Source organism: Parendozoicomonas sp. 2304DJ65-17, from assembly GCF_058148445.1.
In genome coordinates, this window is the sequence record NZ_JBYVJV010000016.1 from 1 (window position 1) to 13,590 (window position 13,590).

Consider the following 13,590-nt stretch of genomic DNA (forward strand, 5'->3'; position numbering starts at 1 on the left):
GGTGGGTCGTGTAGGATTCGAACCTACGACCAATTGGTTAAAAGCCAACTGCTCTACCAACTGAGCTAACGACCCACTCTTTGCTTGCCCGGCGTTCTCAACCGGAGCGATGCGTATCTTACAGAACTGCCGATAACGTGCAACCCCAGCATTTTCCGAAAAGGTTTCGAAAATTGCGAAATTGCACATATCGGGAATTCAGTTTGAAGGTTACCCTTCCAGATTCCTCAGATAAACATCAGCCAAACGTGCTGCTGAGCTACCTGGAAAATCTTTTACCGCCTTCTGCAAATACTCTCGTGCCTTAACACGATTTCCCTGGCGATCATAAACCTGACCCAGCTTATAGGTGGCATCTGCCAGCTTATCGCTGAAGGGGTATTTTTCTACTAGCTGAGTAAATGCCGCCTGAGCATCTTTCAGTTCACCCTGAGCAAGGTAAACCTCACCCAACCAGTATTGAGCATTATCAATATAAGTGCCGGATGGATATCTTTCGATATAGGTTTTTAAACCTGCAATTGCTTCAGGAAACTTGCGATCACGGATCAACTGGAACGTATCCTGATACAACGCCTCACCAGCCTTTTCTGCAGCAGCCTCAGCCAAGTTTGCCGGAACATTTAGCGGAGCAGTATTACCGGCACTTGAATCAGTAGTTGCAGGCGCTACAGGACTTGCAGAATTAGCCTGCTGCCCTGAGGCCAGCTGACTAATACGTCGATCAAGATCAAGATACCGGTCACGGTTCTCTTTCTGGATACGATCAATGGCATTAACCTGCTCTTCTACCAGTCCGCGCAGCTCCATCACTTCACGCTGCAGTGTCTCGATCTGATTCAACAGACCTGCAGGTTGAGCAACATTCTCGGTCACAGTTAATGTGGTGACCGGGGCTGAAGCAGTAACTCTGGAAGCAGGAGCAACGCTGGCGGCAGGTAAACGCTCACCACCAGCGCTCACCACCGGAATAGGAGAAGTTTCAGCAAAAGTCTGAACAGCAAAAGCAGTCAGTGCCAGACCCAGCAAAGCATTCCTTGCCGCCATTCGCGATTACCCTTCTACAGGAACGATAACAGCGCGACGGTTCTTCGCCCATGCAGTTTCGTTGTGTGCAGGATCAACAGGCTTTTCGAAGCCATAGCTCACAACTTCAACGCGGGAAGCAGAAATACCTTTCAGTGCCAGGTAGCTTTTCACAGCCTTTGCACGACGCTCGCCCAGTGCCAGGTTATAAGTACGGGTACCGCGCTCGTCGGTATGACCTTCAATAACCAGCTTGCTGTTCAAGCCAGCAGGGCTGGTCAGGTAAGCAGCTTGCACGTCCAGAGCTTTGATATCGTTAGAGCTGAGCTTGTCGCTGTCAAAACCGAAGTGAACAGTGTCCTGCTTCAGCAGAGCTTCGATCTGTTGAGCGCTACCCTGAACCTTGCCAGAATCGATCACAGCCTGAACAGCTGGATCAACCAGAGGAGTGGTTACAGCAGCAGTCTGATTACCGCCAACAACTTCACCACCTTCTGCACCGGACCCAGAAGTCTGGGTATTAGAGGCACAACCAGCCAGCCAGAGTACGGCCAATCCCGTGGCAACGCCTTTGGCGATATGGGCAAACTTCATTTTGAACTCCCGATTCATCATGATAATAAAACTTAATTAAGGTACCAGAGTTACCCCCGGCAAACCAGAACACCAAAGGGCTGAACCCTTACTTACGTAACAAAAAATGCACTTTTTAGTTCAAAAATGGTGACCACGCTGGTTCGCGCACATCTCCCTCACTGGAAGGCAGTCGGAAACTGACCCGCCCATCAGCAGAAATAATTCCCAGTACGCCCTGATCACCACCCTGAGCAGAATAAATCAGCATACGACCATTCGGCGATACATCAGGAGCATCTTCAAAGGGTGAAGACGACAGAATACGCATACGTCCGGTATCCATCTCCTGAACAGCCACATTATAGGATCCGTCTCCCTTGCCTTTGTGGATGAAGGCAAGACTCTTGCCATCTGGGAATACACGAGCCCGGGCATTAAAGCGACCTTCAAAGGTCAGGCGCTTAACATTGCCATTTGCAAGGGTGACTTCATACAACTGGGCAGAGCCACCGCGGTTGGAAGTAAACACAAGACTCTTGCCGTCTGGCATCCAGGCAGGTTCGTTATCCATAGCAAAGTGACGTGTCACCTGCGTCAGAGTACGGGTTGCGAGATCAAGAACATAGATGTCGGGGTTGCCGGATTTTGACAGCACCATGGCAATTTTTTTGCCATCAGGTGACCATTTTGGTGCACTGTTTAATCCACGGAAACTACTAACCCTCTCACGACGACCGGTAGCCAGCTCCTGGATATAGATCGCAGGGCGGCCAGTTTCGAAAGAAACATAAGCCAGCTTACGCCCATCAGGAGACCAGCTGGGAGCCAGAATAGGCTCTTTAGACTGCAGCACTGGCACAGCACGATAGCCGTCCATATCCGCATAAACTAGCTTGTAATCTGTTCTGTCGACACTGTGACGCTTGGCAACAACATAAACGATGCGGGTAGAGAACATGCCTCTAACGCCGGTAATTTTCTGGTACACAGCATCACTGATATTGTGGGCGACAGACCTTAGCTGATTACGATTGCCTGATACCTCTCCCCGAACTACGGACTTTTTACCAAGAACATCAAACAGCTCGTAGTTCACTTTGTAGCGATTATTCGGCAGCTCACTCACCTGCCCTATCACCAGATAAGACGCGCCAAGGCGCTTCCAGTCTCCAAAGTAAACTTCATCTGCCTTTGCGGGGAATCCGAGAAACTGATCATTAGGCAATGGTGTAAACTGACCGCTCAAGCGGAGATCATTACCCACAATACCGGCAATATCTTCAGGCAAAACGCCTTTGCCATTCCATGAAAAAGGAACAACCGCTACAGGCACAGCCTGATCATTGCCCTGAGTAATCTCAATAGTCAGCTCGGCACGAGCCAGACTCACCAACAGAAGCAAACACCCAAAAAGGGCGAATCGAGCAGACTGCGCCAACGTTCTCATTTCAGCAAATCCCTGGGATCAAAAACAAATCTGAATTCTCGAAAATCTCTATCAAACAACCGGCTTTCCAAACTCTGAATTTCCCGGAATGGTTGTGCTTTCTCTATGGCCTGCAATGCAGAACGATCAAATGCACCATCACCACTACTGGAAATCATGGAAATACTGATCACTTCCCCGGTCGGCAACATCTTTATACGGAATGTAGCTTTCATTCCTCTTTTTGCCGAAGCTGGGCGTGACCATTGCGATTCAACAAGGTTCTTAATCACACCGGCATAGGTGGCCACTGCCGCTTGGTCACCTTTTAACTGCTCGGCCTGCATCCGTTCTTGTTGCTCTTTGGCCAATGCCGCCAGCATCTCCTGTTCACGTTGCTTTTGCAACTGATCAAGGCGCTCCTGCTCCTTCCGCAGCTTCTCCCGCTCAGCAGCTTCTTTTTCTTTCTGCTTACGCTCTGCTTCCTGCTTTCGTTTCAGAGCAATCGCCTTTTGATCCACCTTGGGCTTGGGTGGAGCTTTTTTAACAGGCGTTTTTTTAACAGGTTTTGGTTTAGGAGCAGCTTTGCGTACAGGTTTTGGCTTTGCTTTCGGTTTAGCCTCAGGCTCAAGGGTAACCATGCGGGCGGATACAAAACTGGGGCTGGGGTTAACCTTACGCTCTTCCGATGACGGCATAATCATGAACAGCCCAATCACCAGAACACTGTGTAATACCACCGAGAATAAAACTGGAAGCTTCCAGTCATCACTTCCCTGCCCTCGCAGGGCTTTTCTGACACCGTTCAGCATTCGCCAGAAGAACTTTTCCTTCACGCTCAGTTAAGCTCCCCTGGCTCAGTAATCAGGCCAACATCACTGACTCCGGCCTTTTGCAAAACAGCCATAGCCTCAACAACCGCACCATAACTGGCAGCCTTATCTCCTTTTACCAACACCAGCGTGGAAGGCCGAGCTTTTTTGATTTTGCTGACCCGGTCAGTCAGCACATCCAGAGTTAATGGTTTGTCGCCAGTGGATTCAAGGCTCAGATAGTAAGAACCATCCGGTTTAATGGAGACAATCAGCGGCTCTTCACCCTTGGGAATTTCTACAGGCTTACTGTCAGTTTTTGGCAGATCAACCTGCACCCCCTGAGTAAACATGGGGGACGACACCATGAAAGCCACAAGCATAACCATCATGATGTCGATAAACGGCACCATGTTGATTTCTGACATGGGCTTACGACGCCCGGCACCTCGCGCCATGATCAGCTCTCCCCGCGCTTGTCAGCAGACTGCACAACCTGAGCATGAACCTGACGGTGCAGAATGCTGGAAAACTCTTCTGCGAAGGTTTCGTAGCTGGTGAGCAGCTGCTCAACACGGGAATTGAATCGGTTATAAGCGACAACGGCAGGAATCGCGGCAACCAGACCAACGGCTGTAGTTACAAGCGCTTCGGCAATACCGGGCGCAACAGCAGCCAAAGTCGTTTGTTGAACATTAGCCAGTCCGCGAAAAGAGTTCATTACCCCGACAACGGTACCAAACAAACCCACATACGGGCCGGTTGAACCAACAGTTGCCAAAAATGGCAGATGAGCTTCAAGGTTTTCCTGCTCGCGGGTAACGGCTACACGCATAGAGCGCTGCACACCATCCATCAGAGCATCAGCATCTACACCCTGCCCGCGCAGGCGGGTGAACTCCCGAAAGCCGGCCATAAAGATGCGCTCCATACCACCATCGGGATCACTGTCACCATGAACTTCCCGGTAAAGTTTGCCGAGATCCATGCCAGACCAGAAACGATCTTCAAAGGTGACCGCTGACTGACGTGCATTACGCAGAACAATAGCGCGCTGGACAATAAACACCCAGGACACCACCGAGGCCGCCAGCAGCATCACCAGCACAAACTGAACTACCCAGCCGGCATTCAGCACCAGCGCCCACATTGATGTACCTTCTGCCACTCTTTCCTCACTTGCCCGATTCGTTTAAAGCAAAAAAATTTCAGGATTTTACATCCTGCGATGATAACAGCATCGCTTGACGCACGTTGACCGGCAACCCGACCGGACGAAGACTGTTGGCACTGACACAGGCAATGGCAACTTTACCTTCACAGAGTTTCTCTTCACCACGCCAGATAGACTGAATCATATCAAAGCCAGCACGCCCGCGACGGGACAGGCTAACTGTTACATTCAAAGCATCATCCAGTTTGGCAGGCTTGAGATAATCAACCGAGGTATTGCGCACAACAAACAGGATGCCGTCATGCATCAGTGCTTGCTGATCGAACCCAAGACTGCGCAGATATTCTGTCCGGGCACGCTCCATAAACTTCAGATAATTAACGTAGTAAACAATACCGCCGGCATCGGTATCTTCATAATAAACACGCACCGGCCAGTTAAAAACGTTATCAGCCACAGCCACACCTCTGCTTGAAAAGGGTTCAGTGAAAACAGAAAAACGAACCCCTGACAGGCGTTATACCACGGAAAATCATTTTGTAGTGCCATCTATACAAAATGATACATCTACAAAATGTCTTAATTTCTTGAACTGTTAAACATCAGGTCACATGGGAACAACGCGACTGGTACCATTCTGTGAATAAATACGCACATGCTCGCCATTCTGGAACACCATATTCGGATCCACTTCCTGTACGACAGAGATCAACTGCCCGCTAGTCAGGCGAATGGTGATATTCACGCCCTGCTTACGGGTTGCTTTCTCTTCAGCCATATTCCCGAGAAGACCACCAAGAACAGCGCCACCAATAGCCGCTATATCACTGCCATGCCCGCCACCAATGCCACTGGCAGCAATACCACCAACTGCACCACCGGCAATACCACCAAGACCACTTTGACTCCCTTCAAGAGTCACAGCCTTGAGCTCAATAATGGTGCCTTCCTGTATTGTCTGAATCGTACGAGCTTCGCTCTGGGAATAGACATTGGAAGTCTGGCTTGACTGGCAACCAGCCAGAACAAAAGTGCTGGCAACGACAATAGGCAATAAATATTTCTTGATCATGACAGTTTTTTACTCACCACCGAATGAAAGTCCAAAGTGCTCATAAGCGTGGCGGGTAACCACCCGCCCGCGAGGCGTGCGCATAAGATAGCCTTGCTGGATCAAATAGGGCTCAAGAACATCTTCAATAGTATCCCGCTCTTCGCCAATGGCAGCAGCAATGCTGTCGACCCCAACCGGGCCGCCATCAAATTTTTCAATCATCGCCAGTAACAAACGACGATCCATATGGTCAAAGCCCTGATTATCCACATCAAGCATATTCAGAGCGGCATCAGCCACCTCACCTGTCACCTTACCGTTCGCACGCACTTCTGCAAAATCCCGTACCCGTCGCAACAAACGGTTAGCAATTCGTGGTGTACCACGGGCACGGCGGGCGACCTCTCCAGCCCCCTCTATTCCCATATCCATACCAAGGATCTTTGCGGAACGTTGAACGATGGTCGTCAAGTCAGCAACGCTGTAAAACTCCAGTCTTTGAACAATACCGAAGCGGTCACGAAGTGGAGAAGTCAGTAACCCCGCACGAGTCGTTGCCCCAACAAGAGTAAAAGGTGGGAGGTCAAGCTTGATAGAACGAGCAGCAGGACCTTCGCCGATCATAATATCCAGTTGGTAATCTTCCATGGCTGGATACAACACTTCTTCAACCACCGGGCTGAGGCGATGAATTTCATCAATAAAGAGAATATCGTGAGGCTCAAGATTGGTCAGCATGGCAGCAAGATCACCGGCCTTTTCCAACACTGGTCCAGAGGTAGAACGCAGGTTTACTCCCATCTCGTTGGCCAGAATATTAGCCAGCGTGGTTTTACCCAAACCCGGCGGACCAAATACTAACGTGTGATCCAAAGCATCCTGACGCAGACGGGCAGCCTGAATAAAAATCTCCATCTGCTCCCGCACTGCCGGCTGACCAATATAGTCATCCAGTTTGTCCGGGCGAATCGCACGATCAACGCGATCTTCGAGTGGCGCTTCCTGCGCCGAAATCAGTCGGTCACTCTCTATCATGTTCGCTTTCCTGCCTGCTCCTGCTTACACCATCGCCTTGAGAGCCTGACGAATCAACTCATCAGTACCTAAAGATTCATCCTGAACCGCAGAAATGGCCTTACTGGCCTCCTGCGGACGATACCCAAGAGCAACCAGTGCACTAACCGCATCCTGAACAGGATCATGGCGCGGTGTTACAGCAGCAGGTTTACCAGCCGCAGCCATTTCCAGAGGAGCCAAGGCTGATTGCCACTCATCCAGACGATCCTTCATCTCAACAATTAAGCGTTCCGCAGTTTTCTTACCAACACCAGGAATACGTGTAAGCATGGAGGCATCTTGCTCATGAACGCTGCGAGCAAAAATTTCCGCTTCCATACCGGAAAGAATTGCCAACGCCAGCTTTGGCCCAACACCATTTACCCGAATAAGTGTACGGAACAGTTGTCGCTCACTTTTATCTGCAAAGCCATAAAGCAACTGCGCATCTTCCCGAACCACAAAGTGTGTCACCAGAGTGGTTTCCACACCCACTTCCGGCAGGCGATAGAAAGTGCTCATGGGAGCTTCCACCTCATAGCCAACGCCATTCACATCCAACAGCAGTTGAGGTGGATTTTTTTCAATCAATATACCGCGCAGTCTTCCAATCATATTCCCACACTCTCCCAAGTAGGAAGGAGGTAAAACTCAAATGCTGAAAACCTGAGGTTGTATTGCTGATTCAAAGGCTAGGATGGCCTGAGAGCGACCCAGACCATGGTTGGTCTGAAGGAGCGGAAACAGCAATACAATTTCAGGTTCTACTTCAATTCTCGATAAAACTTAACGCAAACGACCACGAGCAATCCGACGCCCACCAGTACTCGCCATACCTATCAAACCCTGCCGGGTATGAGCGTGACACAAAGCCACCGCCAAAGCATCCGCCGCATCCGCCTGAGGTTTACGATTCAGTCGCAACATAGACATCACCATATGCTGCACCTGTTCCTTATCCGCAGAACCAGTACCCACCACAGCCTGTTTCACCTGACGGGCAGAATACTCACTAACAGGCAAATTGTTATTCATTGCCGCAACAATGGCCGCACCACGAGCCTGACCAAGCTTCAGAGCAGAATCCGCATTCTTGGCCATAAACACCTGCTCAATGCCCACCATCTGTGGCGACCAGGCTGCAATCACCTGATCAATACCATCGTACACCTGCTTCAAACGCTCAGGCAGCTCCCCTGGCTGAATACGAATACAGCCAGAGTCAACATACTCAATAGTTTGCCCGTTATGATTGATCACACCATAACCGGTTATTCGAGACCCCGGGTCAATACCTAGAATGATCGCCATGCCTTTACTTAAACAGCCCTCAGCTAAAAAGATGGTTTTTAGCAAACAGTAATACTGTTTATTTTTACAGGTATTTTGCGATGTGTGAAGCACGACAGGAAAAACAACTTACAAAGCACAGATAAGCTGTAACCAAAAGCAACAGGCGTTTTAGCTGGCAAGGATTAAGCTATCGGCATCACTTACAGGCAATGCATTAGAGGCTTGCAGGTCATGAAGGAATGGTTGACACCACTGGCCGTTGTCACAGCCATGACTGTTATTCTTTTTATTATCACACTGGGGGTTAATGTTTTATGAAAGCGAAGAATACAGAAAGGATCGAGACAGGAACTCTACAAAAAACAAATTCCCGGCTTTTTACCAAACAGTAAAAAGCCGGAAAGACTATCAGCCCAGCTGCTCCATCACTTCAGCAGAGATATCTGCGTTAGTGTAAACCTCCTGAACATCATCCAGATCTTCAAGACGGTCGATCAGCTTCAGAACTTTTTCTGCACCGGCAACATCCAGCTCTGCCTTGGTAGAAGCGATCATAGCCACTTCACCACCAGCAGGCTTCAGACCAGCCGCTTCCAGAGCGTCTTTGACTGACATGAACTCAGTCCACTCGGTCAGCACCTCAATGGAACCGTCGTCGTTAGTGACAACGTCTTCAGCACCGGCTTCCAGAGCGGCGTCCATCACCTGCTCTTCATCTGCGCCTGGCTCAAAGAAGATTTGACCTTTCTTTTCGAACAGGTAGGCGACAGAACCATCAGTTCCCAGATTGCCACCGTGCTTGGAAAACGCGTGACGCACTTCGGATACTGTACGGTTACGGTTGTCACTCAGACACTCAACCAGTACAGCCACACCACCAGGACCGTAACCTTCGTAGGTGATTTCATCCATATTGGAATCATCATCACCACCAGCACCACGGGCGATCGCACGGTTGATAGTGTCGCGGGTCATGTTGGCACCCAGCGCCTTATCAACAGCCGCACGCAGACGAGGGTTATCCTCAACATTGCCGCCGCCAATTTTGGCAGCAACAACAAGCTCACGGATAAGTTTGGTAAAAATCTTGCCTCGCTTGGCATCCTGCGCAGCCTTGCGATGCTTGATGTTGGCCCATTTACTATGACCGGCCATCGGCAATCCTCGAAAATACGAAAAACAATCATTATATCGCGATCACGGCGTACAGCCTAGACAGAGCGCAAGAACAGGCCAATCTCACAATACAAAAACACAAATTAAAAAGCCGGAGACAGTTCACACCATCTCCGGCTTCATCACTTAACCTAACGTTTAGTGGCTAGTCGCGCCTTTAATGACTGGTCGCAGACGCTGCATCACGACGAATACGAATATTCAGATCATGAAGCTGCTGCTGATCAACCGGGCTTGGAGCCTGAGTCAGCTGGCAAGCGGCAGACTGAGTTTTCGGGAAGGCAATAACTTCACGAATATTGTCAGTTCCGGACAGCAGCATGCACAGGCGATCCAGACCAAAGGCCAGTCCCGCGTGTGGTGGCGCACCAAACTTCAGGGCATCCAGCAGGAAGCCGAACTTCTCGCGCTGCTCTTCTTCCTGGATGCTCAGCACACGGAAAACCGCCTGCTGCATATCTTCTTTATGAATACGGACGGAACCACCGCCTACTTCATAACCGTTGATAACCATATCGTAAGCACGGGACAGAGCGGCTTCAGGATTCGCTTCCAGCTCTTCTGGTGTGCAGGTTGGCGCGGTGAATGGGTGGTGCAGGGCTGTCAGGCCGCCCTGGCTGTTTTCTTCAAACATTGGGAAGTCAACAACCCACAGAGGTGCCCATTCACAGGTGTACAGATCAAGATCTGCACCCAGCTTGCAGCGCAGTGCGCCCAAAGCATCGTTAACAACAGTAGCACTGTCTGCGCCAAAGAAGACGATATCGCCATTCTTGGCTTCCAGACGATCCATGATGTTCATGGCAACTTCTTCGCCCAAGAACTTCAGGATTGGAGACTGCAGGCCTTCAACACCATTTTCCAGAGAGTTGACCTTGATCCAGGCCAGACCTTTCGCGCCGTAGTTACCAACATATTTGCCGTAGTCATCAATCTGCTTACGGGTCAGCTTCTCAGCACCACCCGGCAGTTTCAGAGCTGCAACGCGACCTTTTGGATCATTAGCAGGCCCCTTGAAAACTTTGAAGTCCACTTCAGCGACCAAATCATTAATATCCGTCAGCTGCAGCGGAATACGAAGGTCAGGCTTGTCAGAACCATACAAACGCATAGCATCAGCAAAGGTCATGTGCGGGAATTCACCCAGATCGACATTCAGCAGTTCGCTGAACATTTTGGTAACCATCTCTTCAGTGGTACCCATAACCTCTTCTTCGCTCATGAAAGAGGTTTCGATATCAATCTGGGTAAACTCTGGCTGACGCTCTGCACGCAGATCTTCGTCACGGAAGCACTTAACAATCTGGTAGTAACGGTCAAAGCCGGACACCATCAGCAGCTGCTTGAACAACTGAGGGGACTGAGGCAGTGCATAGAAAGAACCCTGGTGTACACGGCTTGGAACCAGGTAATCACGGGCACCTTCCGGAGTAGCTCGGGTCAGTACAGGGGTTTCAATATCCAGGAAGCCCTTGCCTTCCAGATAGTTACGCACCAGGCGAGTGGCCTTACTGCGCATAATCAGCTTTTCCTGCATCTCCGGGCGACGGAGATCCATGTAGCGGTAACGCAGACGAACATCTTCACCTACATCGGTGTAGCCATCCAACTGGAACGGAGGAGTCTGCGCACCATTCAGGATTTCTACCTCTTTGCCCAGCACTTCGATCTCACCGGTGGACATATTGGGATTGATGGTACCCTCCGGACGGGGGCGTACCAAGCCGGTGATTTTCAGTACGTATTCGCTACGGGCTTTGTCTGCCAGCGCGAAAGCTTCTTCGGTATCCGGATCAATAACGACCTGGGCAATACCTTCCCGATCCCGCAGATCGAGGAAGATAACCCCACCATGGTCACGGCGGCGATGCACCCAACCACACAGTGTTACAGTTTCGCCGTTATGGCCCAGATTCAGATCGCCACAATAATGGCTGCGCATGGTTAACCTCGAACTCTTGCTTGATGCCGGCTAATGCCGGGCCTGACTTTTTCTAATCCCAATCTCAGGTTCAATCGCTGGTTGCCGCGCAGGAACCGCAGCCGCTCTTGGTATCTTTACTAGGACAATGATTATCGGTTGTTGCCAGATTTTTCTTCTGCTTGCCTTTAAAGTCGGTCTCATACCAGCCACCACCTTTCAAGCGAAAGGACGGAGCAGAGATCTGCTTCTTAAGTTCTGGCTTGCCACAGTGGGGACAATCGGTCAGAGGCGCATCACTGAATTTCTGGATAGCCTCGTGGGAGCCCCCACAATCCTGACAAAGATACTCATATATAGGCATGAATTAAGCGCCCAAAAAGCCTGTTCTCTAAAATGACCGGGCATTATCACAAGGGAAACAGGGATTGTCATCACTGTTTTGCTCCCATAGGCCATCAGATTAACCACACCCTCAACATTTCCGCCACCAAAACATGCGGATAACCCATAGCGAATTTGCACAAACTACAGTCATTGTCTATTTCATAGCCTGCACGATCTGCAAGATCATCGGAATGAACTGGAGTAGAACCACAATGCTAACAAAAGCGACGGTAAGTCAGGGTGGAACAGCAATTCGGCTGGCAGCCATCACTCTCGCATCAGGATTGGCTGCACAACCTGCTTTGAGCCGTGAACAACAGGAAATCGCCAAGCAGCCGGACAACATGACCGATATGCTCACCCATATGGTGAATGAAACAACAGTTGATCTCGGCCTGCGCAACTTCTACTTCAACCGTGATTTTAAAGATAAAAGAAAAAATGGTAGCAACACATTACCCGGCTCTGCGGAAAGCTGGGCTCAGGGTGCACGGGTTGACCTGCAATCAGGGTATTTTGCAGACATCATCGGCTTTGATGCTTCCTGGTTTGGTGCATTAAAACTTATTGGGGAAGACGATAAGTTTGGTTCCGGAGCCCTGAGGCAAAAATCATCCAAAGTGAAAAACGGCAAAGTCGTGGCAGACCAGGAAAGCTACGACAAACTCGGCCAAGCCTATCTAAAGGCCCGGTTTGGCGATGACCAGCTCAATGCCCACCTGAAAGCTGGCCGTATGGTTCTGGACACTCCACTCCTTAATGACAGCGATGCACGTACCACCCCATCCAGCACACAAGCCATTCTGGCAGAACTGGATGTTTACGGTTTAGGTTTTTACGGCCTTTTCTCTGATAAAGCCTCTGGTAAAACCGAATCTGGTTTCCACTCCTATAAGAATGCCAATGGTGACACCTGGAATGTTGGCATTCTTGGAGCTTCTGTTGCTCTGGATAACGGCCTGGCTTTCCATGCCGCTACCGGTAAAGCGGACAAATATATCAAGCAGAACTTTTTAAATGGTTCTTACACTCTGGATCTGGGCAGCAAAACCACTTTGCTGCTTGATGGTTACTATCAAACCAGCAAAGATGATGGTCGTTATTACGATGGGAAGCTGGATAGCAAACTCTGGAACCTGGCTTCACGCCTCTCGTTCGACAACCTGGCTTTCACACTCTCATTCCAGAGCGTTATTGGTGACACCTTTGATTATTGCTGGGATGGCTGCCGCCATGACGACAACGGCTTAATCACCTGGAATGCCGTGCAATATCTTGATTTTAATAAGAAAGACGAAAAATCATGGCAAGGCCGGGTTGATTACTCTTTTGATAACTGGGGCGTTCCCGGACTCAGCATTATGGCTCGTTATGTAACCGGTGAGTTTAAAGAAACCAAGAAAGTGAATGAATGGGAACGCAATACCGATCTGCGCTACACATTCAAGAATGGTGCCTTGGAGGGATTAGCGATCACCTGGAGAAATGCCACTGTAAGAAGTGCAACCAAAGGCAACTCTATAGATGAGAATCGCCTGATTGTTGATTACACCATCCCACTCATTTAAATAAACTCTTTCAAGAGACTTATTCAAACCAAGAGACCAGACACTGACCTTATTAAATTAGCAAACCGGTGTCTGGTAATTTATAAAACCCACTATAAAACAAGAATATTTATTATAAAAA

Annotated in this window: 15 protein-coding genes and 1 tRNA gene; 1 reads left to right on the top strand and 15 read right to left on the bottom strand. The window is 49.7% G+C overall.

Going from position 1 to position 13,590, the window contains the following annotated elements:
* Nucleotides 1–2: 2 nt before the first annotated feature.
* The 15 genes from ACY2RR_RS23615 to ACY2RR_RS23685 all read right to left on the bottom strand — a co-directional run bounded on the left by ACY2RR_RS23615 (nucleotide 3) and on the right by ACY2RR_RS23685 (nucleotide 11,878).
* Nucleotides 3–75: transfer RNA gene (locus ACY2RR_RS23615), tRNA-Lys, on the bottom strand.
* Nucleotides 76–210: 135 nt separating this feature from the next.
* Nucleotides 211–1,047: a tol-pal system protein YbgF gene (gene ybgF, locus ACY2RR_RS23620; protein ID WP_490110663.1), complete on the bottom strand. Its 837-nt coding sequence runs from the start codon at nucleotides 1,045–1,047 to the stop codon at nucleotides 211–213.
* Between the two features lie 6 nt (nucleotides 1,048–1,053).
* Nucleotides 1,054–1,620 carry an OmpA family protein gene (locus ACY2RR_RS23625; protein WP_490110664.1) on the bottom strand — a complete coding sequence of 189 codons (567 nt, stop codon included), beginning with the start codon at nucleotides 1,618–1,620 and terminating at the stop codon, nucleotides 1,054–1,056.
* 115 nt (nucleotides 1,621–1,735) lie between these two features.
* Complete coding sequence (gene tolB, locus ACY2RR_RS23630; RefSeq protein WP_490110665.1) at nucleotides 1,736–3,049, bottom strand: Tol-Pal system beta propeller repeat protein TolB; 1,314 nt, start codon at nucleotides 3,047–3,049, stop codon at nucleotides 1,736–1,738.
* Nucleotides 3,046–3,864: a cell envelope integrity protein TolA gene (gene tolA / locus ACY2RR_RS23635; protein WP_490110666.1), complete on the bottom strand. Its 819-nt coding sequence runs from the start codon at nucleotides 3,862–3,864 to the stop codon at nucleotides 3,046–3,048. The genes tolB and tolA overlap by 4 nt, the downstream gene beginning before the upstream one ends.
* Nucleotides 3,865–3,866: 2 nt before the next feature.
* Nucleotides 3,867–4,298, bottom strand: a complete 432-nt coding sequence (gene tolR / locus ACY2RR_RS23640; RefSeq protein ID WP_490110667.1) for a protein TolR — start codon at nucleotides 4,296–4,298, stop codon at nucleotides 3,867–3,869.
* A 2-nt stretch (nucleotides 4,299–4,300) separates the two neighbouring features.
* Entirely contained in the window at nucleotides 4,301–5,008 is a 708-nt protein-coding gene (gene tolQ, locus ACY2RR_RS23645; protein WP_490110668.1) for a protein TolQ, read from the bottom strand.
* 40 nt (nucleotides 5,009–5,048) lie between these two features.
* Nucleotides 5,049–5,471 carry a tol-pal system-associated acyl-CoA thioesterase gene (gene ybgC / locus ACY2RR_RS23650; RefSeq protein WP_490110669.1) on the bottom strand — a complete coding sequence of 141 codons (423 nt, stop codon included), beginning with the start codon at nucleotides 5,469–5,471 and terminating at the stop codon, nucleotides 5,049–5,051.
* Nucleotides 5,472–5,621: 150 nt separating this feature from the next.
* Nucleotides 5,622–6,086 (bottom strand): outer membrane lipoprotein, encoded by a 465-nt coding sequence (locus tag ACY2RR_RS23655; RefSeq protein ID WP_490110670.1) that lies wholly within the window; start codon nucleotides 6,084–6,086, stop codon nucleotides 5,622–5,624.
* A 9-nt stretch (nucleotides 6,087–6,095) separates the two neighbouring features.
* Nucleotides 6,096–7,103 (bottom strand): Holliday junction branch migration DNA helicase RuvB, encoded by a 1,008-nt coding sequence (ruvB, locus tag ACY2RR_RS23660; protein ID WP_490110671.1) that lies wholly within the window; start codon nucleotides 7,101–7,103, stop codon nucleotides 6,096–6,098.
* Nucleotides 7,104–7,127: 24 nt separating this feature from the next.
* A complete protein-coding gene (ruvA, locus tag ACY2RR_RS23665) occupies nucleotides 7,128–7,739 on the bottom strand; it encodes a Holliday junction branch migration protein RuvA (protein WP_490110672.1) in 612 nt (203 codons plus the stop codon).
* 171 nt (nucleotides 7,740–7,910) lie between these two features.
* On the bottom strand, nucleotides 7,911–8,435 hold the full coding sequence (ruvC, locus tag ACY2RR_RS23670; RefSeq protein ID WP_490110673.1) for a crossover junction endodeoxyribonuclease RuvC: 525 nt from the start codon (nucleotides 8,433–8,435) through the stop codon (nucleotides 7,911–7,913).
* Between the two features lie 390 nt (nucleotides 8,436–8,825).
* Nucleotides 8,826–9,572: a YebC/PmpR family DNA-binding transcriptional regulator gene (locus tag ACY2RR_RS23675; RefSeq protein WP_490110674.1), complete on the bottom strand. Its 747-nt coding sequence runs from the start codon at nucleotides 9,570–9,572 to the stop codon at nucleotides 8,826–8,828.
* A 178-nt stretch (nucleotides 9,573–9,750) separates the two neighbouring features.
* Nucleotides 9,751–11,535 carry an aspartate--tRNA ligase gene (gene aspS / locus ACY2RR_RS23680; RefSeq protein WP_490110675.1) on the bottom strand — a complete coding sequence of 595 codons (1,785 nt, stop codon included), beginning with the start codon at nucleotides 11,533–11,535 and terminating at the stop codon, nucleotides 9,751–9,753.
* A gap of 70 nt (nucleotides 11,536–11,605) precedes the next feature.
* Entirely contained in the window at nucleotides 11,606–11,878 is a 273-nt protein-coding gene (locus tag ACY2RR_RS23685) for an FmdB family zinc ribbon protein (RefSeq protein WP_490110676.1), read from the bottom strand.
* A gap of 235 nt (nucleotides 11,879–12,113) precedes the next feature.
* On the opposite strand from ACY2RR_RS23685, the gene ACY2RR_RS23690 reads away from it, so the two are divergent.
* Nucleotides 12,114–13,469 carry an OprD family outer membrane porin gene (locus tag ACY2RR_RS23690; RefSeq protein WP_490110677.1) on the top strand — a complete coding sequence of 452 codons (1,356 nt, stop codon included), beginning with the start codon at nucleotides 12,114–12,116 and terminating at the stop codon, nucleotides 13,467–13,469.
* The last annotated feature ends 121 nt before the right edge of the window (nucleotides 13,470–13,590 follow it).